17 protein-coding genes are annotated in these 23,064 nt (G+C 57.1%); 6 read left to right on the forward strand and 11 right to left on the reverse strand.

All coding sequences use genetic code 11. The features are described 5' to 3' along the window. Positions 1–23: 23 nt before the first annotated feature. Together RBB82_RS04860 and RBB82_RS04865 are read right to left on the reverse strand one after the other, a co-directional pair. The gene (locus tag RBB82_RS04860; RefSeq protein WP_433973995.1) at positions 24–1,025 is read right to left on the reverse strand and encodes a hypothetical protein; all 1,002 of its coding nucleotides are present in this window, start codon (positions 1,023–1,025) and stop codon (positions 24–26) included. Between the two features lie 273 nt (positions 1,026–1,298). Then, the gene (locus RBB82_RS04865; RefSeq protein WP_433973996.1) at positions 1,299–5,072 is read right to left on the reverse strand and encodes an Rne/Rng family ribonuclease; all 3,774 of its coding nucleotides are present in this window, start codon (positions 5,070–5,072) and stop codon (positions 1,299–1,301) included. 5 nt (positions 5,073–5,077) lie between these two features. Between RBB82_RS04865 and RBB82_RS04870 the strand changes: the two genes are divergently transcribed. Continuing rightward, on the forward strand, positions 5,078–5,257 hold the full coding sequence (locus RBB82_RS04870; protein WP_433973997.1) for a hypothetical protein: 180 nt from the start codon (positions 5,078–5,080) through the stop codon (positions 5,255–5,257). 412 nt (positions 5,258–5,669) lie between these two features. On the opposite strand, the gene rodA is transcribed toward RBB82_RS04870, so the two are convergent. The 5 genes from rodA to RBB82_RS04895 all read right to left on the reverse strand — a co-directional run bounded on the left by rodA (position 5,670) and on the right by RBB82_RS04895 (position 12,081). Beyond that, entirely contained in the window at positions 5,670–6,770 is a 1,101-nt protein-coding gene (gene rodA, locus RBB82_RS04875) for a rod shape-determining protein RodA (RefSeq protein ID WP_433973998.1), read from the reverse strand. A gap of 172 nt (positions 6,771–6,942) precedes the next feature. Further along, on the reverse strand, positions 6,943–8,883 hold the full coding sequence (mrdA, locus tag RBB82_RS04880) for a penicillin-binding protein 2 (RefSeq protein WP_433973999.1): 1,941 nt from the start codon (positions 8,881–8,883) through the stop codon (positions 6,943–6,945). 88 nt (positions 8,884–8,971) lie between these two features. After that, entirely contained in the window at positions 8,972–9,496 is a 525-nt protein-coding gene (mreD, locus tag RBB82_RS04885) for a rod shape-determining protein MreD (RefSeq protein WP_433974000.1), read from the reverse strand. Between the two features lie 60 nt (positions 9,497–9,556). Further along, complete coding sequence (gene mreC / locus RBB82_RS04890) at positions 9,557–10,846, reverse strand: rod shape-determining protein MreC (RefSeq protein ID WP_433974001.1); 1,290 nt, start codon at positions 10,844–10,846, stop codon at positions 9,557–9,559. Between the two features lie 104 nt (positions 10,847–10,950). Continuing rightward, positions 10,951–12,081 (reverse strand): alpha/beta hydrolase-fold protein, encoded by a 1,131-nt coding sequence (locus RBB82_RS04895; protein WP_433974002.1) that lies wholly within the window; start codon positions 12,079–12,081, stop codon positions 10,951–10,953. 85 nt (positions 12,082–12,166) lie between these two features. On the opposite strand from RBB82_RS04895, the gene era reads away from it, so the two are divergent. Next, positions 12,167–13,213 (forward strand): GTPase Era, encoded by a 1,047-nt coding sequence (era, locus tag RBB82_RS04900; RefSeq protein WP_433974003.1) that lies wholly within the window; start codon positions 12,167–12,169, stop codon positions 13,211–13,213. A gap of 93 nt (positions 13,214–13,306) precedes the next feature. Continuing rightward, positions 13,307–14,317, forward strand: coding sequence for an acyltransferase family protein (locus RBB82_RS04905; protein WP_433974004.1), 1,011 nt, complete (start codon positions 13,307–13,309; stop codon positions 14,315–14,317). Positions 14,318–14,356: 39 nt separating this feature from the next. Here the strand turns inward: RBB82_RS04905 and RBB82_RS04910 are convergent, their stop codons facing one another. The 3 genes from RBB82_RS04910 to ald all read right to left on the reverse strand — a co-directional run bounded on the left by RBB82_RS04910 (position 14,357) and on the right by ald (position 19,522). After that, complete coding sequence (locus RBB82_RS04910; RefSeq protein ID WP_433974005.1) at positions 14,357–15,730, reverse strand: sigma-54-dependent transcriptional regulator; 1,374 nt, start codon at positions 15,728–15,730, stop codon at positions 14,357–14,359. Then, a complete protein-coding gene (locus tag RBB82_RS04915) occupies positions 15,727–18,333 on the reverse strand; it encodes a sensor histidine kinase (RefSeq protein WP_433974006.1) in 2,607 nt (868 codons plus the stop codon). Before RBB82_RS04915 ends, RBB82_RS04910 begins: the two co-directional genes overlap by 4 nt. Before the next feature lie 76 nt (positions 18,334–18,409). Beyond that, positions 18,410–19,522 (reverse strand): alanine dehydrogenase, encoded by a 1,113-nt coding sequence (ald, locus tag RBB82_RS04920; protein ID WP_433975342.1) that lies wholly within the window; start codon positions 19,520–19,522, stop codon positions 18,410–18,412. A 173-nt stretch (positions 19,523–19,695) separates the two neighbouring features. Here ald and RBB82_RS04925 point away from each other — a divergent pair, with 173 nt between their 5' ends. The 3 genes from RBB82_RS04925 to RBB82_RS04935 all read left to right on the forward strand — a co-directional run bounded on the left by RBB82_RS04925 (position 19,696) and on the right by RBB82_RS04935 (position 22,731). Further along, positions 19,696–21,045: a hypothetical protein gene (locus tag RBB82_RS04925; RefSeq protein ID WP_433974007.1), complete on the forward strand. Its 1,350-nt coding sequence runs from the start codon at positions 19,696–19,698 to the stop codon at positions 21,043–21,045. A gap of 74 nt (positions 21,046–21,119) precedes the next feature. Then, on the forward strand, positions 21,120–22,184 hold the full coding sequence (locus RBB82_RS04930; RefSeq protein WP_313899725.1) for a rod shape-determining protein: 1,065 nt from the start codon (positions 21,120–21,122) through the stop codon (positions 22,182–22,184). Between the two features lie 361 nt (positions 22,185–22,545). Next, on the forward strand, positions 22,546–22,731 hold the full coding sequence (locus RBB82_RS04935; protein WP_433974008.1) for a hypothetical protein: 186 nt from the start codon (positions 22,546–22,548) through the stop codon (positions 22,729–22,731). On the opposite strand, the gene RBB82_RS04940 is transcribed toward RBB82_RS04935, so the two are convergent. Beyond that, on the reverse strand, positions 22,714–23,007 hold the full coding sequence (locus RBB82_RS04940) for a GIY-YIG nuclease family protein (protein WP_433974009.1): 294 nt from the start codon (positions 23,005–23,007) through the stop codon (positions 22,714–22,716). The genes RBB82_RS04935 and RBB82_RS04940 overlap by 18 nt on opposite strands. Positions 23,008–23,064 lie beyond the last annotated feature (57 nt).

Genomic DNA, 23,064 nt, shown 5'->3' on the forward strand with positions numbered 1-23,064 from the left:
TTCCCCGATGTGGGAGCAGTACGTTAGAAGCGCAGACCGAAGGTGATCGGGATATAGCTGGTCTTGGCGCTATTTTGAGGGAAGACGTTAAGTCCATTCAGATTCGCATCCCCATAGGAAAAACTGCGGGGCGAATTGAACGTGTAAACATAGCGTCCTTCCACGAAGATCCTTGTAGAAGCGAAGCGCGAGAGCTTGTAGGTAAATCCAAGACCTCCATTCACACCGAAAGCGTTGCTGGTGTAGTTGTCGACGGTTGCGTTGCTCTGATACACGAAGCAATTGCCGAATATGTCGCATGCTGAAGCCAGTGCAGGAGTCGTGAAGTCGGCGGTCTTGTGGTAGAAACCAGCTCCGCCGATAACATATGCACCCTTTGTGTCCGACGTGTAGTAGTTGATGATCGGGTTGAGAGTGAAGGACCAGTCGTGGCTGTTGCCGCTGATTTGAGATAAGGGATTTCCGTTTTGATCCTCGAAGAAGAGAGGCGGCCCGTTGTAAATGGCCAGAAGGTTGTTGAGAGTCGCGGTCTGAATCCCGAAGTTGTCGTAGTCAAACTGGGCGATGACACCAAAAGTCTTGTTGAAGTTCCGCCCTACGCCAGCCTGAATCTTCCAACTGGTGCCGAGGTAGCTGTGCGAGCCGCCGACCGGAAGGGTAAAGCCGCCACCGACGACGAAGGTGTACTTGGCGGAGCCATCAGAATTGGTATGACTGTCGTTGTAGTTGGGACGGCTGTATTTGCGACGTGGTGGAGGCTGGCTGGCGTCGCTGTTGAGGCTGAAATCCACCGCGGTAGCTGTTTCGGCGCTGCCGGTGCTACTGCTATAGCTGATATCGTCTGGAATCGAAAGACTGAGTGGTGCTGCGAGGCTCGCTTTGAGATTAATGGGCGGCAGAGATGGAGCTGTACCGGCGGACTGCTGGGCATGCAGCCCAAGCGTGCCCGCGGCGGCAAGAAAAGTGACTGCCGCAGTGCGGCCAAGGATGGGGTAAAGGCGATTGTTGCTGATCATCTTGTGCATCTTTGTGTGGCTCCCTGTTGCGGTTAAGTTCTTCAGAGGCTTGAACCCAACTGTAACGCGCTTGTTGTGTAAGACGTAGAAAATCTCGTTTGGGATGACAGGGATGCAGGAGTTTTTGTTCTTGTGTTGCCGACAAAATCTTGACAATCGAGTAATCGGGACACCCTTGGAGGGTGCCCCGGAGTTAGTGAAGAGGCCGTGGGTCAGAGCCGCAGCTCCGAAGATATCTTTCGCGCGTCATAGCCGACGAGAGATTTCCAGGTGCGACGACTCCTAGTGGATGTCGAACTGCTCGGGGTGGAGGGCGGGATCGGATTTGACGAGGATGGTCTTGCCCACCATCTCTTCCATCTCCTGCAGCCACTTGGTGCCCGGTGCCTTGAGTTGTTTGACGACCTCGGGGTTGACGCGCAGCATGACATCGCCGCGGTCAAGATGCTTCTGCATCTTACGCATCTCGATGTAGATGTCGTTGCAGACGGTGACGGGTGACTTGACCATTCCGGTTCCCACGCAGACGTTGCAGGTCGTCGACAGAGTGCGCTCGAGCGACTGCTTGACGCGCTTCCGTGTGATGGCGACTAGGCCAAAGTCGTTGAACTGAAGAACCTTCGATGGAGCGCGATCTGTCTTCAACTCTTCTTCCAAGGCAGCCATCACCTTGTTCCGGTTCTTGCGCTCATCCATGTCGATGAAGTCGATGATGATGATTCCTCCGAGGTCACGTAGACGAATCTGACGAACGATCTCGGGGATAGCATCGAGGTTTGTTTTGACGATGGTGTCTTCCAGGCGAGCGGTCTTGCCGACGAATTTGCCGGTGTTGATGTCGATCGCGACGAGTGCTTCGGTCTGGTTGATGACGATGGAGCCGCCGGACTTGAGCCACACCTTGGAGCGAAGAGCCTTATTGATCTCTTCGGTGATGCCGAACTGCTCGAAGAGTGGCGTCTCCTTCGTGTAGAGCTTGACGCGGCGAATGAGCGACGGCTGAAAACGCTGGAGGAAACGGAGAATGCGCTCGTAGTCGGTCTCGGTATCGACCCAGATGGCGGAGAAGTTGTCGGTGACCTGGTCGCGGAGGATGCGCTCGACGAGATTGAGGTCGTGATAGATGAGGGCCGGCGACTTTGAGGATTCGGAGCGCTGCTTGATATCGGCCCAGAGATTGAGGAGGAAGCGGAGGTCTGAACGAAGCTCCTCTTCGCTTGCGCCTGAGGCTGCTGTGCGGACGATGAAGCCTCCGGTAGCCTCTCCCTTTTCGCTGAGGAGGATCTCCTTTAGCCTGCGACGTTCGCCGTCGGACTCGATCTTGCGCGAGACGCCGGTGTGATTGACGGTTGGCATGAAGACCAGAAAGCGGCCCGGGAGCGCGATGTGCGAAGTGATGCGGGCGCCCTTCTTGGCGATGGGTTCCTTCGCGATCTGAACGAGGATCTCCTGACCCGGCTTGAGCAGCTCGCTGATGGCCGGGAGGTTGGTGGACTGCATGGAACTGCGGCCACCACGCCGGTCGCGGCCTCCGCCACCGGAGCGCTCGCGATCGCCTGCGCCGCCCATGTTGCGGGGACGATCGCTGCTCGATCCACGATCACTGCGGCCAAAGCGGTCTCCGCGACGACCATCACGACGACCGTCGCGGCGGCCGCGGCTACGGTTATTTTCACGATCCTGTGAAGGAGCTACGGCGCCAGTGTTCGCTTGATCGATGCCGTTGGACGCTGCAACCTCATCACCTTCGGTGAAGTCTTCGTGGATGACGTCTTCTTCGGTATCGGACTCGTCGAGATCTTCGTCATCTTCTTCGTCAGTGTCATCAAGATCATCGCTGAGGGGATCGTGGATTGCGTCCTCTTCTTCGAGGTCGTCTTCCTCCTCGTCGACATCGCCAGAGCGAGTGATCTGGTCGATGGACATCTCGCGGATCATGGTGCCGAGATCTGCGGCGCCTTCGAGGGTCTCCTCTTCGTCGAAGTCGTCCATCTCTTCGATGGAACTGGCGTGGAGGGTCGTATTGAAGTCCTCCTCGTCGAAGGTCTCCTCTTCGAAAGTGCCGATGCCGGGGGCATGCTGAGGTATGCCAGCGCTAACGTCGGCGATCTGATTGTCCGCTGGATTGGCGATCGCGGTTTCATGCTCGATGGGCGAGGCAGGTTCGCTCGCATGCTCAGGAATGAAGGTCGCGACGGGCGCTTCAGAGTGCATCTCGCCGGTGGCATGGAGAGTGGTCAGCTCATGGGAAACCGGGACAGCCTCAGCAACAATTGCGGGCGCCGCATCCGTCTGCCAGTCGAACTTCTCGTAGGCAGTTGCGATGGGCTCCTGCGTGTGCTGTGCCTGAACCTGCGCTACAGGCTCTTCTGGGCTTGGCGTAATGGTGTGGACAGGGTTGTGGTTGTGAGTGTCCGCTTCGAACTGCGTTTCTTCGGGTGCAGCTTCGGGTGCCGCTTCGGGTGCATCGAGGACTGGAGCGCTCTGGCGAAATTCGCTGGGGGCTACAGGATCGATGCGGTAAGAGGCGGAGGCATCGGTTGGTTCGTACTCAACGGGAGCGACCGGAGTTGCGGCTTCTTGATGGGGCTGATCGGCTGCGATTGCGACACTAACCTCGGGCTGCGCCTCGACGATCTGTGCAGTGCTCAGAGTGTCTGGTTCGTGGACTAGCTGCGCGAGCGGGTGGTGTGGCTCGGTGTTGTTGCGGTAGTCGGCGCGGTCGCTCTCACGATGCTCGGCACGCTGTTGCTGACGATTTTCGGATCTCCGATGACGTGACAAGCTCTCACCCGGGAGAGTTGCGCCGCCGTCCCAACCGTCGGGGATGCTAAACGACGGCGCGGATGGGATGATGACATTGATTTCGGCAGGCGTGGACGATGTGGCGGCTGGCTCTTCGCCACCCTTGCGATATTTGGAGAGGGACTCGCCGGGGAGGACGATAGCCTCGGGAGAGATGGCATCGAGTTCGGGAGCCTGATTGTAGGCGGGGGTGTCGTCCACACCGTAGAGAGATGCTTTGGGTGCGAAGCCACGAGGAATGCGGGGTTCGCGTTGGTCGCGGCCACCACGATCGTTTCGGTTGCCACGGTCGTTGCGGTTGCGATCGCCCCTATTGTTTCGATCGCCACGGTCGCCGCCTCTGCGATCGCGATCGCCTCGGCCGTTATTCTCCTGGGGTACGCCGTTGGCCTCGGTTGAGGCAGGAGCGACTGGGGAGATCGGGTTCGGGGTCGTTGGTGCCGCTGCACCGTCGATGGCAAACGAATCAAAGGAGTCGTCGTTGTAAGAGACTTCAACTTGGGACTCAGTGCCCGCAGTGTTGGTTATCTGCGGGGACTCGTCGCGCTGGCCAGGTCCACGGCCGCGTCTGCGGCCACGACGGCCACGCCAGCGGCGACTACCGTCGGCTCCGGGGGCGCCTTCGCCAAGTTCAACTCCATCGTTCGGGGCGAAGGGAGCGCTTTCAGGGGCTGAGTCAGCCGAGTAATCAACGTCAGGGCGGTTGAATTCTTCACGGATAGCGTCGGGAGTATCTGTCGGCGCAGCGGTGTTGGAGACAGGCTGACGGTCGCGGTTGCCGTTGCGATCACGACGGCCTCGGCCACCACCGCCGCGGTCGTTGCGCCCGTTGCGATCTCCGCGGTCTGTGCGCTCGGACGAGCGATTGCCGGAGTCTGTGGTTTGATCGAGACGATCCGGGGGGCTGGCTACGGTGCCTTCCAGGATTGGGGCCGTGCCGCTGCGGTCACCACGGTCGTTGCGGCGGCCTTCCGAGCGGCGGCCGGAGTCGCCGTTGGTGTCAAAATCGGCAGAGTCGCCGGCTTCTTCCATGAAATCGGTGATGTAGAGGAAGGCGTCGCGCTCAAGGCCGATGTCCACGAAGGAAGACTGCATGCCAGGGAGGACGCGAGTGACTTTGCCGTTATAAATGGAGCCCGCGAGCGTGTATTCGTTTTCGCGTTCGTAGTAGATTTCGGTTAGGGCGTCGTTTTCGACGATGGCGAGACGAGTCTCGTGTGGGGTACTGGAGATATAAATTTCTTTCGACATTCGCTGTGCTCTTTCTGCCCGACCTGGTTGAGGTTCGAGCGACAGACGCGACAGAGAACAATCGGGAGCTTACCTGGCTTGAGGGCCAGGAGCGGCTCACCGTGGAGCGGACAGGGTACGGGCTGCGGAAGCGCGTGAACGAAACTCGACGGCCGGTGCGAGGTGTGAATACAGCTCTGCCTTGAGCGCACTCCCCTGGAGGGCGGATTGGGCGATACCGGGTAGATCGGGAACACGGAGGGATGCTTCGAGCAAGTGCTGACATGCGGAGTTTGTGACCAGAACAACCTCAAAATCAGAGACTTGAGGCGGGGCCGTTCGCCATCCGGATGCAATCATTTCCCTAAAACCTGTCCGGCCAACGGATCGATGTCTCTGGCTGGCCGGCCTTTTCTTCAAAAAGTCTTTGTTTCCGCTGACTGGCGACCGTGCGCCGGAGTAGCGGGTACACTGAGCGGCATCTACAGCCGAACAGGTGCTGTTAACAGTATTGCACTAAATGCGTAGCAGCGGGAATTTAAGCTGTCGCACAACGTTAACAATCGGATCCTGTTTTTGAACTGGTTGCTTTCCGTTGTCGGGGTCAGTATCAGTAGCTTAGTTGACGAACCGGCGCATGCGAATATTCATGACGATGCCCAAGGAGAGGAAGGTAAACAGAACCGAAGAGCCTCCGTAGCTGAGCAGGGGCAGAGGAATTCCGGTGACCGGCATGAGTCCGACGACCATGCCTACGTTGACCGCGATCTGAAAGACGATCACTGCGACCACCCCCATGATGATGAAGCTGCCGGGAAGGTCGGAGGCGGTTTGCGCGTTCTGAATTAACCGCATGAGGATGAGGAAGTAGAGGAGCAGGACGCCAATGGCGCCGACGAAGCCGTGTTCTTCGCAGAAGGCGGCAAAGATAAAGTCGGTGTACGGGATGGGGAGGAAATCGCCCTGTGTCTGCGTGCCTTTGTTGGCGCCCTTGCCCCAGATACCGCCGGAACCGACTGCGATAAGAGACTGGCGGATCTGATATCCGGAGCCTCGGGGATCGGAGTCGGGATTAATGAAGGCGTTGATGCGCGCCTGCTGGTAGGGCTTGAGATGTTTGCCGCTTTTCACGGCGATGCCGCCAACCAAAGCAATTGCCAGCACGATGAGGCCTACTTGTTTGAAGCGGATGCCGCCCAGGAACAGACCACAGATCAGGATGGGCAGATACGTCAGGGCGGTGCCGAGGTCAGGCTGTTTGAGGACCAACGCCATAGGGACGCATACCATTGCAGCGGCTTTACCGATGTCGGCCCAGGTCAGTTCTTTGCCTACGAGTCCCCAGAAGTAGCGGGCCACGGCGAGGATGAGGATCAACTTGACCCATTCGGAGGGTTGAAAGTGGATGCCGCCTGGAAACTTGATCCAGCGACGTCCGCCGAGAACTTTGGTGCCGACGATCAGGACGGCGACGAGCGATAGGATGCTGATGCCATATGCCCAATGGATGATGTCAATGAGCCGGTGATAGTCGATCAAGGAGATGAGGAACATCAACACCAGTCCGACCGCGAGGAATTGGATCTGCTTGTGGTCGAAGCCGTGGAACTTGGTGTGGAGGGTTGCAGACTTGATCTCAAGAACAGAGATGACCGAGAGAAGGAGGACGAAACCCAGGAGGACCCAGTCGAAGTCGCGATAGGAGGAGAGGCGGGGCATGTTGGCTGGTTGTAGTGTAACTATTCGCGCGATGGATTGTTACGCGCGAATGCCGACCGGAGCAGAGGGACCTGTGTGGTTACCCGCACAGATGCAAAATACGTTCTATGTTGGCGTGTCACGGTTTCGTACGAAGGGTGAGAGGGCATCCGTGACGCGGTGAAGCGGCTTTCTATTCGGCACTCGGGGTCGAGGTCTTTGGGGCGGAGGGAGCAGCTGGGGCTGTGTCGGGTTTGGCAGGCTCGGGTGTAGTAGCGATTCGGATATTGTTATCGCGCTTGCGCTGCTTGTTGACGTAGGCGTTGATGACCTGAGCAGCGAGCGGGGCGGAGGCTTCGGCTCCCCAGCCGCCATGCTCGCACAGAACGGCAACGACGATGTCCGGATTGCGGCGCGGTGCCATTCCCACGAACCAGGCGTTGGCGCGCTCGGCTCCCTTGCCGAGGCTGGTGGCCCCGGCGCTGTGGCTGACAACCTGGGCAGTTCCGGTCTTGCCGGCGAAGTCGATGCCCGCCAGGTGGACGGCTGCGGCGGTGCCCGTGGTCGTGGTGGCGGCCATGGCGTCGGTGATGGTCTCCCAGTTGGCGGGGGTAATGGGGATGACGCGGTCGCCGGAGCCGGGGTAGCTGGCGAGGATGTTTTCCTCGATCTCCTTAGGAACCTCGTCAGGGAAGACGACATGCGGGCGTTTGAGGGCTCCGCCGGAGGCGATGCCGCCGAGAGCTCGTGCGAGCTGCAGAGGCGTGACTGTTGTGGCGCCCTGTCCGATACCAACCGAGATGGTCTCGCCGGCGAACCACTTGTCATGGAAGTTCTTAAGCTTCCATTGGGTGGAGGGCATAGTACCGGCGGCCTCGTCCGGCAGGTCGATGCCGGTCTTCTGCGAGAGCCCTACCGCGGTGGCATATTTGGCGATGGTGTCGATGCCGAGCTTTTCAGCCAGCGTGTAGTAGTAGGTGTCGCAGGACCACGGAATCGCGTGGTCGATATCGACCATGCCGTGATGTTTATCGCAGGCGAAGAAGTGCCCGTAGAACGAGGCGCCGCCGTTGCACACCACGCGCATGGTCTGAGCGACGTTCTCTTCGAGCCCGGCAAACGACATGATGATCTTGAAGGTTGAACCCGGCGCAAGCTGTGCCTGGATGGTCTTGTTCAGCAGGGGATGGTTCGGGTCGGTGATGATCTGGTTCCAGTAAGCTCGGGTGAGGCGAACGGAAAACTGGTTGGGATCGTAGGTGGGGCGGGAGACCATGGCAAGAATCTCGCCGGTGTGCGGATCCATGGCGATCAGCGCGCCGTTCTTACCCTCCATGGCTCTCTCGGCGGCCATCTGGATGTCGAGGTCGATGGTGAGCTTGAGGTCTTTGCCGGGTGTTGCGAGCTCCTGGCCGAGGTGGCCAAGCTCTTTGCCGTGGCTGTTGACGATGACGTCGCGGCTGCCATCGACTCCGCGAAGAAGCGCATCGTAGGTCTGCTCGACACCGGAGCGCCCGACCACGTCCCCCGAAGAGTAAAAGGCGTAGCGTGGATCGTTGAGCATCTGTTCGGAGACTTCGCCGACGTAACCGATGAGGTGGGCGGCGAATCCGTCACTGGGATAGAGGCGGCGCTGCTCGTCGAGGGTTTCGAGCTCGGGGAGCTCATCGCGGTGGGCTGCAATGAAAGCCTGTTCGTCGGGCGAGATGTCCTGCTTGAGAGGAATGGGCTGGTATTTGGGAGCAATCTCGTAGCGGCGGAGAGTGGCTTGGATCTGCTCGACAGAGATGTGAAGGCCTTGCGCGATCAGCGGAAGATCCGTGTCAAGATCTTTGACCTGCTCGCGCAGCAGGTAACAGGAGACGGATGGGTAGTTATCGACGAGGAGGCGGCCTTCGCGGTCGAACAGGCGACCACGGGGGGCGAGGATAGGAACCTTGCGGATCCGGTTGGCCTCTGCGAGGGCACGGAAATTATCCGCGCCAAGTACCTGGAGGCGCCAGAGACCGGTGATGAGAATGATGAGAATAGCCGCAACAATGTACTGGGCTGCATGAAGTTTGCCCGCAGAGACTTTTTCGGCCTTGCCGTTAGGGCCGAGGTCATTCGGGTCGATATGGTGGGCTAATTCCATGCTGATTTCAGTTTACGGCCGGTATTGGTGCTTGAGGCTACCACTGTTGGGTCTGGCGACTGTCAATTAGACGATTTGATACCAGGTTCTATTCGCGGCGCTTGGTGTTATCAAGCAGGAAAAATATCGGAAGGGCAACGATGGTGTTGATTGCAGCGCGGATAAGTTCATGCCCCCAATGGATATGAAAGTTGGTAAGGCCGAGGAGGCGGCGGTTGATAAGGAAGAGCAGGAAGCTGTTGATGAGAAAGAAGCCAAAGTTGATGAGAACGCGGGTGGTGAGGTTTTCGACGTCGACCTGGATGCCGATGCTGGCGGCGATGTAGCCGATTACCGACTTTGCCATACCGTTGACTCCGATGGGCTGGGCTGTCAGGGCATCCTGAAGCAGACCGATGGCGGCTCCAGTGAGGGTTCCGGCGACGGGGTTGCGGCGAGAGACCGCAAAGAAGACAGTGACGATGAGAGGAAGATCGAGGATGGCGAGACGGGGAAAGGGTCTCGGGAGGAGCGCCTGGAGCAAGATCGCGCCGAGCGGCACCAGCACTGCCACGGCAGGGGGGAAGCTGTGCTGCTCTAGCTCTCGGCGGGATGTGTAGCTGCGGGTGGCCATAAGAATATTGAAGGATCGTGTTGGCTTTTGTCGATTTGTGGCTTGTGGTTTTAGTTGTTGCTACGGTTGAGGGTCCGAAGGTTTCGTTGATTCGGGCAGAGATTGTGGTTTACGAGGCTTTGGAGCCGCAGGCAATGATGGTGTTGCTGCGGGCTGGGTCGTCTGCGCTGGGACTGTGCTGATTGGGTTGTTTTCGCTAGCACCGGGTTTGAGATCTGCTGCCGACGGCGTAGCCCCGGGAGTGTAGCGGTCCGGGCGAATGGTTAGGAGAGGCTTGGGAACGACCTTAGTTGGGGGCGTTGTCGGTGCGCCAGTGGTGCTCGGTGTCGTTTGCGCGTCTGAGTCGGAGTCGTGGATGCTCGGTAGACGGTCCGCCACAATTTGTGCGGCAGATCTGGCGGCAGCTTCGGCGGCCTGCTGATCGGCGAGTTGCTTCGCTGCAGCCTGGGCCTCAGCAGTGGCAGCCCCTGTGGCTAGATCTTTCTGAGCCTGAACGGGAAGTTCGGTTTGACTGCCCGTAATGACGAGGACCTCTTCGAGCTGATTGAGGTTGGCCGCTGGACGAAGTTGGATGAGAGTGTAGGGCTGGTGGTCGGGGTCGATCTTGATCGATTCAATGGTGCCAACCGGAAGGCCGCGCGGATAGACCTGATCGCCACCGGAGCTGAGCACCTTTTCGCCAGGCTTGATGCGATCGTCAGGGGTTAAGTTGTTGATAAGGATCTGGCCGGTGGTGCTGCCGCGGAGAATGGCCCGGATGCGCGTGGTGGCCAAGAGCACGCCAGCGCCGGAGGTCTGGTCATTGATAAGCAGAACCTGCGAGGTATGTGGAAAGACGTCGCGCAGTTTTCCGACGATGCCGTCAGGGGTAATGACCGCCTGATCGGCCTTGAGGCCGTCCTTAGATCCTTTATCGATGTAGATGACACGGGACAAATCGTTGCCACTGGTGCCTATGACCTGGGCAGCGACGGTGGTTGCGACATAGTGCTGCTGGAAGTCCAATAGGGCCTGCAGGCGATGCCCCTGCATGGCATCTTCGGCGAAAGCAGCCTGTTCAAGGCGGAGTCGCGCAATCTCTTCCTGGAGATCGCGGTTTTGTTGGCGAGTGTGGCGCAGGTCAACGTAATTCGACCACCCGTGTCGAACGTTGTAGCCAATGCCATGAAAGAAACGCTCGAATGGACTGACGATAGAGACGGCCCAGTAGCGCAGAAGTGTAACCTTGCTGCTGTCGGGGGCTCCTGCTTCGACCGGGCGCCGGACCTGAACGGCAAGACCAATGGTCTGCGCGAGCAGGATCGCCACAAGCACCAGAACGTTTTTGAAACGTGTGAAGAAAGATTCCATTCTCTAGAATGATTATCCGCGAATTGCCACGCGGGCGGAGGTGGCGGGATGGATGCGGGGGGCAACTTATTTTCTTTTTGTGCTATCGGAACCAATTTTCGTGGCTATTTTTTCTGGAAAAGTAACGGGGCGAAGTGAATCAGATTGTCGCGCCACACCATCCAGGTATGAAGGCCGGGAGTTTCGATCTGCGTGACGGGCATGTCTTTTGTCTTGAGATAGGCGACGAACCTGCGATTGGGTTCGATGAGCGAGTCTTCGGTGGCGCAGGCGATCCAAAGAAGACGCAGGTCTGCTGCCTGCGAATCGAGCGATACCAGCTTACGGGCGTAGTTGAGGTTGTGAACAGCTGAGCTGAAGCCGCCGATCCAGGCAAACATTCCAGTGTGAGTGAGACCTATCTGAAGGCTTTCGAGTCCGCCCATCGAAAGGCCAGCAATGGCGCGGTCGCTGCGGTCTTTTGAGACGTGATATTCGGACTCGACATGAGGAAGGATTTCGGTGAGTAAGGTCCGCGTGAAGAGATCGGTGTTGTGGTCGATGGCAGCCGGATCTTCCCAGACGTTGAAGTCATGGACAAATGACATATCACCGTAGCCGAGAGGCATTACGACAACCATCGGTTTCATCCTGCCGTCTGCAAGCAGGTTGTCGAAGATGAGATTGGCTCGACCGACAGCGGTCCATCCAGCATCGGAATCGCTCCAGCCGTGGAGGAGATAGAGGACCGGGTAAGGCTTCTTTGCCTTTGCATCGTAACCAGGCGGCGTATAGACGTAATAACTACTTTGATTCTGCTGGAGGCCGAGAACTGTACTCGTCGTATAGATGTGATGGTGCAGCGTGCCATGGGGTACGTTGGTCTCCTCCCACGGCTGGGGGGTGTCGCCTGGCACTGTGAACACATTCGAGATGTCGACGAGGTTGATGGTGGTGCTGGGATTTTCCGGATCGAGCCGGAAGTCTCCGTTTGCCTCGAAGTGGTAGCCGTATATTTGTGGCGCCAGTGACGGAGTGGTCGCGGTCCAGATACCAGCGGCGTTCTTCTCCATAGACACCGGCTTGTTAAGGCCGTCTACGAGAAGTTCGACCTTGGCGGCAAGAGAGTCTTTATAGCTGAACGTTACGGTGCGGTCCGGGTGAATCTCAATCGAGCGAAAGGGTGCAAGGGCTTGAGCAGCAACAAGAGGAGCGGAAACGATGGGTAACAGGGCCAGACCTCGAGCGGATCGCATTATGGTCCGCAATTGATTGAGATTCATACGAGCCAGTTTAGCCGAGGCCGCGTAGCAATGAGTTTGACAGCGCATAATAAAGGAAATGGCCTTTCGTTCTGGTTTCGTCTCAATCATCGGTCGCCCGAATGCGGGCAAGTCCACCTTGCTGAATGCCCTGCTGGGCCAAAAACTCGCTATCGTCACGCACAAGCCGCAGACGACACGGACACGCATTCATGGAGTACTTGAGATCCCATTGAAGAAGAAGTCCAAGGGAGAGATTGGACACCCCGCGGCACAGGTGGTGCTGGTAGACACACCGGGAATTCACAAGCCGGACACGCAGCTTGATCGACGGATGATGCAGGAAGTGCATGACGCGCTGGAGTCGCGCGATGCGGTGCTGTTCCTTGTCGATGTGACCCATCGCCTTCCGAAGGCTGCCGACGCAGCGCAAGGCTCCAAAGCAACCGGACGGATGGGGATGTCTGCGGCGGAGGATGACTTTGCCCTTTCGCTGATCAAGAAGCTCGATTGTCCAGTGATCCTAGTGCTGAACAAGATGGACGCTATCCCCAAAAAGGACCTGCTGCCGTTGATCGCACATTGGTCGACGCTTCATTCGTTTGCCGATGTGATTCCAATTTCGGCTCGGAAGAAGGAGGGGTTGGAGCTGCTGCTGGAAAAGGTTGTGGGGCAGTTGAAGGAGGGGCAGCGATATTTTCCAAAACATCAGTTGACTGACCAGCCTGAGCGCTTCTTGGTGGCGGAGCTGATTCGGGAGAAGATCCTGATGCTGACTGGTGAAGAGGTTCCCTACGCGACAGCAGTAGTGATCGAAAAATATGAGGAGCCTGCCTCGTTGAAAAAAATGAAGGATGGCAAGCTGCCCGTAACGAAGATCTCTGCCGCTATTTTCTGTGAACGAACCGGGCAGAAGGCGATCCTGATCGGCAAGCAGGGCGAGATGTTGAAGCGGATCGGAACGGCAGCCCGAAAAGATATCGAGGGACTGCTGGGGACGCGAGTATTTCTGGAGTTATTTGTGAAGGTGCAGGAGGAGTGGCGGTCGAGCCGCGGATTCGTTGAGGATCTGGATTGGCGACGGCAGTTGGAGCAGATCGCTGCAAAGCAGCAGTCAGAGGAGTAGGGATTGTGAGAGGTCGATGATCTCTACTTTGCTGGATTTGAAATGCCTGCAATAGAATGTTCGAAATCAGTCCAGATGGCGTTGGCGGAGTGAATGATCAAACAAGGAAACGGACCAGACACTCTGGAGCCAATTACAAGCGGGGCAAGATCGCAGATCGTCGATATAGTTAAGGGCATCGCGATTATTCTGGTTGCATACGGTCATACCGCGCAGGGCGTGATGCATCGAGGATGGTGGAGCGGTCCTGGCGCTATCTTCTCTGACTTTTTTATATACAGCTTCCATATGCCGGCGTTTTTCTTCGTTGGGGGGCTGTTTGTGATTGGCAGCATAACAAAGCGAGGCAAGCCTCGTTTTGTTGTGGATAAACTGAAGACCATACTCTACCCGTACGTTTTGTTCGCTCTGCTTAACGTCGCGATTGGGCCACTGATCGATCGATTCAAGTCCGGATCTTCGGCCTTTCACTGGAAGGACTTCCTGCTAAACCTGATGGATGGGGAGGCGAGCTGGTTTCTCTTCGTATTGTTCGTCTGCTTAATGCTTGCTCTGCTGACGGTACGGGTTCCGGCGTGGCTGCGCTTTTCGGTTGCGGCCCTCGTTGGAATGACTCCAGCGTTTGGACCGCCTCTCACGAACCAGGTGTTACGCGATTTTTGTTTTTTGGCTGCCGGAATGTGGGTTGGGACGCGGATTTATCGCATGGAAGGAATGCGGTTGTCTACGGCAGCATTGGGATTTGTTGCTCTAGGCGCACTGCAGGTTGCGGCGATCTACCTCTATGGACCTCCATCCCGATGGACTTACATCGGACTTGGATTGACTGGAACGGCTGGACTTTTTCTGCTGGCGAAGTTGCTTGATAAGCATCTGATTGGCGATGGCTTGGCATGGGTAGGGCGCGCCTCGCTGGCGGTCTTCCTTTTGAGCAACTTTCCGCAAGGAGCTACCCGTGAAGTTCTAGTTCGAGTCTTCCATACACACGAACTGTGGCTGCAGTTGCTGCTTCCCACACTGTTCGCAACACTTCTGCCGGCCATTATCTGGCATCAACAGGATCGATGGCGCCTGCGCTGGCTGTTTCAATGGCCATGGCCCTAGACATCACGCCTCGCTAACCCGCTGCCAGACTCGCCAGAATCACTCCTTGACGCTGACACCAAGAGCTTTCATCTTACGGTAGAGATGGCTGCGCTCGAGGCCTAGGCCTTCCGCAGCCCGGCTGACATTGCCGTGGAACTCATCTAGTTTTTTCAGGATGTAGTCGCGTTCGTAGGCTTCGCGAGCCTGCAGTAAGCTCGTGAACTCTTCGCCGCGTCCGCTGGCTTTGTTGGCATCGCGAGCCGAGTCGCGGTAGACGAGCATGGGCAGGTGCTTGCGCTCGATGCGCAGCGTTTTGGGATTGAGGATGAGGACCCGCTCGACCAGATTGCGAAGTTCGCGAACATTGCCGGGCCAGTGGTATTGCTTCAATGCGGCCAGGGCATCTTCAGTCATCTCTACATGTGGACGACCGTACTCCGCGCCAAACTGCTGTAGAAATTCCTTGACGAGAAGAGGGATGTCCTCCTTGCGGTCACGCAGCGGAGGCACAAAAAACGGAATGACGTTGAGACGGTAGAAGAGATCCTCGCGAAAGTTGCCGCGGGCGATCTCTTCTTCCAGATCCTTGTTCGTAGCGGCGATGACGCGAACGTCGACGTGGACTGGATGCGACGCGCCCACGGGAAGAAAGCGTTGTTCATCTAAGGCACGTAGCACCTTGGCCTGCGTCTTGAGGCTCATGTCGCCCACTTCGTCGAGGAAGAGGGTTCCACCATCGGCACGTTCGAAGGTGCCACGTTTTTCCGTGGGACCGCCGGGAACAGCTCCATGACGATAACCGAAAAGCTCACTCTCAATATAGTCCTCGGGGATCGCTGCGCAGTTCAGTTCAACAAACGGCCGGTCTTTGCGCAGACTTTCCGCATGCATTGAGCGGCCGACCAGTTCCTTGCCCGCGCCTGATTCGCCATAGATAAGGACGCGACCGTTGGTCGGGGCCATCAACTTGATCTGCTGTCGAAGGGCTTTCATAGGAACTGAATTTCCAGTCACCGTCCCCTTCGCAAGCTGGCGGGAGAACTCCTGATTATCCTCGCGCATCTGGCGTGCCTTCATCGCATTTTTAAGGACGATAAGAGTGCGTTCTAGTGACAGAGGCTTCTCGAGGAAGTCGTATGCGCCGAGCTTTGTGGCGCGGACAGCAGCTTCGATGGTGCCGTGGCCACTGATAATCACAACCTCAGGAACATTTGCCGATTCCATCTGGCGGATCTCGGTCAAGGCGTCGAGCCCATCGCGGTCGGGAAGCCATATATCCAGCAAAACGACGTCGTAGGCTGCATCGCGAAGAAGCTCCAAGGCCTCGTTTGCAGTGGCAGCCGTGGTAACGAGGTAGTCCTCTTCGCGAAGGATGCTCTCGAGCGACTCGCGGATCTCAGCTTCGTCGTCAACGATGAGTACGTGGTTCATTTGGGACCTCGGGGGAGGGTCGAGGCAAGATCAACCTCTTCTGCGCTGGAGTGATCGACACTTTCTGTGTTCGGTACAGCTGTAAAGGCGGAATGCTGATTGTTTTGCGACATTTCTAAACTTGTAAAAGTCGCCGGGATCTCGGGATCGCTATCGAATGAGGTTGCAGGCCGAAGCTCTACTATGAACTTCGCGCCCGCTGGCTCATTTTTTTCTGCGCGAATAGTGCCCTGATGCTCCTGAACGATCTTGGCGGCGATGGCAAGACCGAGACCTGTACCGCGCTGTTTCGTGGAGAAGTAGGGCAGAAAGAGCCGCTCGCGCATCTCGTCAGTAAGCCCGGAGCCAGAGTCGGCGATGGTAAGTTCTACCATTCCATTCTCAAGAAGACTGGTTCCGATGCGGAGTTCGCGGTAGAGGCTCTGCTGCATGGCTTCAGCTGCATTGTCGATGAGGTTGCCCAAGGCGCGCTTGAGTGCCTCGGGGTCAGCCATGACAAGCGGGAGGTCGGGGGACATCTTGCGGACGATACGAATGGTCTGCATGCGGCCAGCGAAGAGTGCCAGCGAGTTTTCGACGATAGTGTTGAGATCGGCTGGCTTGGGTCTGGCCGTTGGGAACTCAGCGAGTGCGGCAAACTGATCGACGAGGGAGCGCATGCTTTCGACTGAGGAGGTAATCACCTCGGAACAGCGGCGGATGACCGCGATGGAGGGTGGCTCGACTGGGCGACGCTGGGAGGGATCTGCAATCGTGTTCGCGAGTCGGTCGATGTGACGACGTATTTGTTCAGCGCTGAGGCTGATGGGAGTGAGGGGATTTTTGATCTCGTGGGCCACCCTCCGGGCTACTTCTTTCCAAGCAGATTGTTTTTGCGCGCGGAGTAGTTCGGTCGCGTTTTCAAGAACGATGACATACCCCTGATGTTCGCGGCGCATGCGCTCTGTGGCAGCAGGCATCTCAAGCAGAGCGACTGTAGCAAGGAGATGCATCGAGCCGCCGAATCTCTCGTTAATGTTGTTCGGGGTGCCTGTTATCTCTATTTCGCTGGAGGCAGACCCCATGCGATGACTGCGCTTGATGAGTCGGTCTAAAACATCGGAGACCTCCACAGGGAATACCTCTTCCATAACCCGACCGTAGAAGGGGCTTTGGCCGCCGGGGTCCATCATCTCGCTGAGAGCCCGGTTTGCGAGGACGATGCGGCGGTCAGCGTCGAGGGTGGCGACGCCATTGGGAATGGTTTCCAGCATGGTCTCCAGCTCGCCACGGCGCGCTTCGAGAGCGGTGTTGGCTGCGCTGAGTTGCACTGTTGAATCTTCGACGGCTCTTCGGCTACCTTCGAGGTCGGCCGCCATGTGATTGAAACTCCGGACGAGTTCCCCGAGTTCTTCGGTTGCGCTCTCCTGAACGCGGTGAGCATAGTCTCCTGAGGCGATGGCCTCCATGGCGTCGGCAAGGGCTTCGACCGGCTTTGTCACCTGCTTCGAGAGATGCAATGCGAGCCAGCAGGAGGCAAAAAGAGCGAGACTGGTCATCATCAGGAGCAGGAGCATATAAAGATCTCTGATCTGACGGCGTTCGCTGTAGAGCACCCAATAAGCATCTGCACGTTTACGTAGACGGCTCATGGTAGCTGCCATGCCAAAGGGCATCGGAAGGCCCACCACTACAGTATTGCCCTGTTTGATTGTCGTGGCTCCAAGAGCATAGTCGGTGGAACCGAGAGAAAAGACAGGCTGGTCATTTCGTTGAGCAGCCGAAAGGATCGCGACGTCGGTAGGATCAGTAGGAGCGTGAGCGCTGGCGTCAGCAGCATCTTCTTCTGCCACCTGATCCGGAAGCCATGTCTTGACCTCCGCAGTTGCTCCCGCACGTTGTGGCATGTGGAAGGAAGCAATGACGCGACCCTCACGATAGACGATAGCAAAGCCGTTCTGAAGGGTGATTTCGTGTTGGCGGAGAACCTGGTAGATCGCCTCACGGTTCTGATGAGAAGAGACGGAACTGGAATGGGATGAGGAGTTCCGCATCGAGGTGTGGATCGAACCTCGGACTCGACCTTGTCTTGAAGCGGACTTTGGCGTAGCCGGGTTTTTGGCGGCAGAAGTGGTGATAGACGGGTCGGGCAATCCAGAGGCGATGGAGTCTGCTTCTGCGCGGGCATTCGCGCTGGTGTAGCGGGCTAATTCAAGAGCCATATTGTTGCTGTCATCACGCACCTCTGTGGCAGGCTGCGAAAACCAGCGATCGACGGAGCGGTTCATCAACTGGTAGCTGAATGCAAACATCGACGCAATGGGGACGAGGCTGACTAGAACCGCACCCCACAACATACGCGTGCGCAAACGGGTGCCCATGACCCGACTGCGCTGATCGGCGTAGAGCTTGAGCACGTTCCGAACGAGCAGAACAAGCACAGCGACAAACAGAAGAAAGGCCACGATTGACAGACCAGTAAAGACGACGATCTGTTGGGTCGTGGCAGGTTTAGGCAGTTGTGTGTTGAAGGCGTTGAGGGTGGCGAGAACGGCGAAGAGGACAAGCAGACATGTGCCGAGGGCGACGATCCATATCTTTCGCCGGTTGACAGTAGTGCCCATGCCGCGCCCTCCTCAGTCCACCGATTATAAGCGGCTCGAAGCTCTATTCCTCACTCAATCGGCACCCGTCGCGAAGCTAAACGAGCTTTGCTACAGCCTGCCAATCGCGTTTTTGTGCAGCAGCCACAGCTCCGTAAGTCAGAACGCCATTGAACGTGTTGACACCTTCAGCGATTCCCTGGTCTTCACTGATTGCCGCGTTGGCTCCCAGTCGCGCCAACTTCAGCACGTACGGAAAGGTTGCGTTCGTAAGGGCAAGCGTTGAAGTATTCGGCACTGCGGCGGGCATATTTGTGACGCAGTAGTGAACAACACCGTTGACCTCGTAAGAGGGATTCGAGTGGGTGGTAGGATGCGCTGTTTCAATACAGCCACCCTGATCGATGGCAACGTCGACGATGACTGCGCCCTTCTTCATCTTCTCCACCATGGCCCTGGTGACGATCTTGGGAGCAGCCGCGCCAGGGATTAGGACTCCACCGATGACCAGGTCCGCCTCACGGACGGCGTGTTCGATGTTGTAACTGTTTGAGGCGACGGTGTGGAGACGGCCGCCGAAGATGTCATCGAGTTCGCGAAGGCGGTTCAGGTTGAGGTCGATCAGCGTAACCTTTGCGCCCATACCGAGCGCGATCTTAGCAGCGTTGGTACCGACGATACCGCCGCCGATAATGCAGACATTGCCTGGGGCAACGCCTGGAACGCCTCCCAACAGAACTCCGCGGCCTCCGTGTTCTTTCTCCAGGTAGGCTGCTCCGACCTGGACGCTCATTCGGCCAGCTACTTCGCTCATTGGGGTAAGAAGCGGGAGGGTATTAGCGCGGTCTCGGACGGTCTCGTATGCGATTCCGGTGACCTTTGAAGTGAGTAGCGCATCCGTGAGTTCAGTGAGGGGGGCGAGGTGGAGATATGTGAAAAGAACGAGGCCTTCGCGGAAGTGTTTGTACTCTTTCTCAACGGGTTCTTTGACCTTCACGACCATCTCGGCTAAGCGCCACACGTCGTGAGCTGAACCGACAATCTCTGCACCGGCCGTCTGATATTCGTCGTCAGGCATAGCGGAAAGCGCGCCAGCATTGTGTTCGACGAGAACCTTATGCCCGGCCTCGACCAAGGCCTTTACACCAGCTGGCGTTACGCCTACACGGCTCTCGTGATCCTTCACTTCTTTCGGCACACCAATAATCATTCCGTCTCTCCCAGCAAAGCTCATTCTGATTGTATCCATTTGCGGGGCGAAGGATGTGGTCGGACTTCATGAGGTACTTACCCTCAATAAACTGTAGTAAGCGACGATGCGAACAAAGATTGCTAAAAAATCGATACGGTGTGGCGCACCAGTCTTGAATTAGATTTGAGCAGATGCCACAGATAGCCCTACCCGGACCGGAGCCGACCGCGCGAGACCGTCGCTTCCTGTGGTTGCTGTGGATTATTCCTGTCCTTATGTCACTTGCTGCAGTATGGGTACTTGATCACACGAAGGCAGACCGTTCGCTTTTTTCCATGACGAACCTGGTCGGGCCCACTGCCCAAAGTCTGCTCACCGGTGGAGGGATTACCGCATGCACAGAGGAGATGGGCACGCGCGGCAATCCGATCTGCTTCCATGCGGCGCGAATGCCGACTACTGCGGTGATCGTCGCGGCTGGTGTACGGCTACTCGGCGACCATTATCTGTGGGTGGCCTGCTTCAAAACGCTCTTGCTGCTGCTGCCGGTCGAGTTCGCAATCTACCTAGTGTGGTGTTTTCTACCACGCTCCAAGGGCCGTCGGATCCTGGTTGTATTGCTTCTTCTGGCGCCATTTGGAATGACGGCATTTCTCGCTGATGTGAGCAATCTGCTGGTCGATGAGGGAAGCTCGTACAGCTTTCTGGCGCTAGCGGTGGCGATCATATTTGTTGACAGGCGAGAGTTAGATTCGCGACGAGGCTGGGGTCGTTCTCTGTTGTTAGCGGCTGCTCTGATTGGACTCTACCTTTCGAAGAGTGGAATGTTGCTGGCGGTCATCGTGCTGCTGGCGGCCTTCCTTGTGATGGAGCGACAGGTGAGGCTTCGATGGGCGGTGGGGCTTTTGGTGGCAGCAGCGCCGATTGGGTGGGCGATGCATCAGCACCATGCGAGCGGGCGGTACAGCGTGGGGACTAGTCTCGATGGGATCAATCTGCATAAGGGCAACAATGCCGGGTTCCTGCGGAATTATCCGCCGCCGCATGGCGATTCGCTGGACTGGTACGACTTTGAACTGAATCGCGGTCTCTACTTCAGAGACGAGTGGAGCTTCAATGACTATCATCGGCGAGCTGCGATGGAGTATTTGGTGACTCATCCGCGAGAGACGTTCGAGGGCGATCTGCGTAAGGTGAAGATCCTCTTTTTTTCCGTGGAAAAGTATGGTTCAACTGCCAGCCATGGCGCCAGGAAGGTGATTGAGGATGCGGGCATGGTGGTCTTTCGGCTGGTGTTCTGGACTGCGATTGGAACTGCGCTTTACTTGGTGTTTCGTCGCGGAAGCGGCTCCGACCGGTCGTTGCGTCTTGCGGCGGGGACGTATCTTGCGCTGGTCGTCGCTTGTACTCTTCCCTACCTCGCGGGGTTCGCTTATACGAGGCATGTCAGCGTCCTGATCTATCCTTCGGTTCTGTTCTGCTGTCGCGTGCTGTGCGCGCCAGAATGGGACTACAACAAAAGGGACATGCTTACTGGTTAGATGATGGGCTGAAATAGCACTTGCTAAAGCGATACACTAATGTGAGTCTCTTTTCAGGAAACGATCCAACATCTATGTCTTCGAACAGCTTTCAGATGCGTTACTCCCGCATTCACAACATGCGGTCTCTCTTCAGCCTTTTCTCGAGCGACCTGGCCATTGACCTGGGTACGGCGAATACACTCGTCTTCGCGCACGGCAAAGGCATTATCGTCAACGAGCCTTCGATCATCGCGGTGAATAAGATCACCAACGAGGTGGAGGCCGTGGGCAAGGAGGCCAAGGAGATGCTTGGCCGCACGCCGGGCAACATCGTGGCCATCAAACCGATGAAGGACGGCGTGATCGCCGACTTCCGGCACACCGAGAAGATGCTGAACTACTTCATCCAGAAGGCGCATAACCGGAAGATGATGGTTCATCCCCGGATCGTGATCGGCGTTCCCTCCGAGATTACTCAGGTGGAGAAGCGCGCGGTTATGGACTCGGCTTATCGGGCCAAGGCGTCTGAGGTTCACCTGGTCGAACAGGCGATGGTTGCCGCGATTGGCGCGGGTTTGCCGATCACCGAGCCGGGCGGAAACATGGTTGTCGATATCGGCGGTGGAACTACCGATATCGCGGTGATCTCGCTGGCTGGTATCGTCTACTCGCGTTCGGTACGAGTGGCCGGGAACCAGATGGACGAGGCCGTGATGACGTATCTGAAGCGCAAGTACAATCTCCTGATCGGCGAGCGGACTGCGGAGCAGATCAAGATCGTGCTTGGCTCTGCTTATCCGCTGGACAAGCCGATTTCGATGGAGGTCAAAGGGCGAAACCTGATCGAGGGCGTGCCGAAGACCATCACGATTGAAGACTCCGAGATTCGTGAGGCGCTCTCGGAGTGCATTGCGACCATCATCAATGCGATTCGCGTGGCGCTTGAGCGGACTCCGCCGGAACTTTCGGCTGATATCTCCGATCGCGGCATTGTGCTCACGGGCGGTGGTGCGCTGATCAAGAATCTCGACAAGCGGATTCGCGAGGAGACCGGGTTGCCGGTCTCGATTGCGGACGATCCGCTGGCTTCGGTGGTGCTTGGGACCGGGAAGATGCTCTCGGACTTCAAGCTGCTTCGGAAGATCTCCATCGACTGATTGGTTTTAGCTGCGACTCTTGTTGAGACGGCCCGGGTATTATCCGGGCCTTCGTTTTCCAGGAGGGGCACCCCCCCCCATATTTTCGCGTAAATTCCTTTATTTCAACAACTTAACGAGAGTGCAATTTTGCAAAATCGTCATTCCAAAAGGGATACGGCCAAATTCGTCCAAACAAATGGGTTAGCGTCTGAGAATTCGGTCCTAACGGAGCTTTCCGCGAATATTCTCGATGCTCATTTAAGTATAGCGGGTTGGTGGTAACTGATACGCCACCTGGATGTTGTTTATTCTGTTTGGTTTATGGGTTTTTGGGGGTTGACAGGCTTTTCGGCGGATGAGGAGTAGGGCTCTCCCGCCTATGGGCTTGTCGTTTGGGAATGATAAAGCAGATTCCTCCGCTGCGCTGCGGAATGACAACAAAAAAACGGGCAACGGCAACGGCAACAACAACAACAACGGCAACGGCAACGGCAACGGCAACGGCAACGGCAACGGCAACGGCAACGGCAACGGCAACGGCAAAAATCTACCAGTCGGCGGCTAGGTCTTCCCATGTTGGGTTGGATTGTTCGATCAACTCTATCTTTTTGGAACGGTTCCAGTCTTTCAGTTCTTTTTCGCGAGCGATGGCGTTCAGGACGTAGGTGAAATGCTCGTAATGGACGAGGCGGCCGATGTTGTATTTTGCGGTGTGGGTGTCGGGGTTCTTGTTGCGGTGTTGGTTGATGCGTTGGCGGATGTTGTTTGTGAATCCTACGTAGAGGGTGCGTGAGCGACTTGCGAGGATGTAGACGTAGAAATGGTATTCCCGTTGTTGCATTTGGCGAGGATAGCTGGGATTTTGGGGAACGGCAAAAGCAAAAACAACAGCAGATTC

The organism is Tunturiibacter lichenicola (assembly GCF_051013355.1).
Lineage (GTDB): Bacteria > Acidobacteriota > Terriglobia > Terriglobales > Acidobacteriaceae > Edaphobacter > Edaphobacter lichenicola_F.

Excerpts from the sequence above, each read along its gene's own strand:
- RBB82_RS04925 (WP_433974007.1), top strand. The coding sequence starts at position 19,696 with ATGCCACAGATAGCCCTACCCGGACCGGAGCCGACCGCGCGAGACCGT.
- mreD (WP_433974000.1), bottom strand. The coding sequence starts at position 9,496 with ATGGCCACCCGCAGCTACACATCCCGCCGAGAGCTAGAGCAGCACAGC.
- RBB82_RS04860 (WP_433973995.1), bottom strand. The coding sequence starts at position 1,025 with ATGCACAAGATGATCAGCAACAATCGCCTTTACCCCATCCTTGGCCGC.
- RBB82_RS04905 (WP_433974004.1), top strand. The coding sequence starts at position 13,307 with ATGATCAAACAAGGAAACGGACCAGACACTCTGGAGCCAATTACAAGC.
- RBB82_RS04935 (WP_433974008.1), top strand. The coding sequence starts at position 22,546 with ATGGGCTTGTCGTTTGGGAATGATAAAGCAGATTCCTCCGCTGCGCTG.
- rodA (WP_433973998.1), bottom strand. The coding sequence starts at position 6,770 with ATGCCCCGCCTCTCCTCCTATCGCGACTTCGACTGGGTCCTCCTGGGT.
- mreC (WP_433974001.1), bottom strand. The coding sequence starts at position 10,846 with ATGGAATCTTTCTTCACACGTTTCAAAAACGTTCTGGTGCTTGTGGCG.
- RBB82_RS04865 (WP_433973996.1), bottom strand. The coding sequence starts at position 5,072 with ATGTCGAAAGAAATTTATATCTCCAGTACCCCACACGAGACTCGTCTC.
- RBB82_RS04915 (WP_433974006.1), bottom strand. The coding sequence starts at position 18,333 with ATGGGCACTACTGTCAACCGGCGAAAGATATGGATCGTCGCCCTCGGC.
- RBB82_RS04930 (WP_313899725.1), top strand. The coding sequence starts at position 21,120 with ATGTCTTCGAACAGCTTTCAGATGCGTTACTCCCGCATTCACAACATG.
- mrdA (WP_433973999.1), bottom strand. The coding sequence starts at position 8,883 with ATGGAATTAGCCCACCATATCGACCCGAATGACCTCGGCCCTAACGGC.
- RBB82_RS04940 (WP_433974009.1), bottom strand. The coding sequence starts at position 23,007 with ATGCAACAACGGGAATACCATTTCTACGTCTACATCCTCGCAAGTCGC.
- era (WP_433974003.1), top strand. The coding sequence starts at position 12,167 with ATGGCCTTTCGTTCTGGTTTCGTCTCAATCATCGGTCGCCCGAATGCG.
- RBB82_RS04895 (WP_433974002.1), bottom strand. The coding sequence starts at position 12,081 with ATGCGATCCGCTCGAGGTCTGGCCCTGTTACCCATCGTTTCCGCTCCT.
- ald (WP_433975342.1), bottom strand. The coding sequence starts at position 19,522 with ATGATTATTGGTGTGCCGAAAGAAGTGAAGGATCACGAGAGCCGTGTA.
- RBB82_RS04910 (WP_433974005.1), bottom strand. The coding sequence starts at position 15,730 with ATGAACCACGTACTCATCGTTGACGACGAAGCTGAGATCCGCGAGTCG.